Source organism: Allobosea sp. 05T439 (genome assembly GCF_056396005.1).
In genome coordinates, this window is record NZ_JBFTKP010000126.1 from 1 (window position 1) to 782 (window position 782).

The 782-nt window shown below is 64.3% G+C and carries 2 pseudogenes; one reads left to right on the forward strand and one right to left on the reverse strand.

The features are described from left to right. Nucleotides 1-273: pseudogene (locus AC1DIO_RS35360) on the forward strand (transposase); the annotation flags it as partial. A 126-nt stretch (nucleotides 274-399) separates the two neighbouring features. On the opposite strand, the pseudogene AC1DIO_RS35365 reads toward AC1DIO_RS35360, so the two are convergent. Further along, nucleotides 400-633 (reverse strand): annotated as a pseudogene (locus tag AC1DIO_RS35365) (transposase); the annotation flags it as partial. Nucleotides 634-782 lie beyond the last annotated feature (149 nt).

Sequence of the window (782 nt, forward strand, 5' to 3'; positions counted from 1 at the left end):
CGGGTTAAGATCCGGGACGAGGGCCTTGTCCGCAACAAAGCCGTCTACCTCGCGCTCGGCGTCCAGGCCGACGGCACGAAGGACATCCTCGGCATCTGGATCGAGACGACCGAGGGCGCCAAGTTCTGGTTGCGGGTGATGAATGAGCTAAAAAACCGCGGCGTCGAGGATGTCCTCATCGCCGTCGTCGACGGGCTGAAAGGCTTCCCCGAGGCGATCAACGCCGTCTTTCCGCAAGCGATCGTCCAGACCTGCATCGTGGGGTCGTTGAGAAAGCCGAGTTTTGGCGGGGATGTTGAGCAAGCGCCCGACGACATCGGCCACTGCCGTTTGCGGCGTGTCAGCTGGGTATGGTCTGGCGTGGGCGCCGGCACGGAACTCGTCGAAAGGTTCGGGCGAGAGCCCGGCAATGGCGGCCAGAAGGGCKGCAGCGAGCCGCTTGAGGTTGATCGCCKCCGCGGTCAGGAAAGCCTGGATGCGCATGTTGTCGAGGCCGCGCCGAACGGCGCGCGCAAGACCGTGCCAGGTCTTGGCCTCGCCGTGGACGCCCTCGACGCGCCAGCGATGCCGTTGATAGAGGCGTTTCTCCCGCTTTCCCCATTGGAGCCGCTTGCGCCGGGCCCGCAGCAGAGATGCGGATTCCGATTCATTCCGGCCGGGTATTCCGATTTKAAGCCGGCCACCGTTCCGATCTGATGTCGGCCACCATTCCGATTTGAAGCCGGCCGGGGTTCCGATCAATCCCCGGCCGGCTTCCGGAGAGTTTGGCGTTTTCGTTTGGG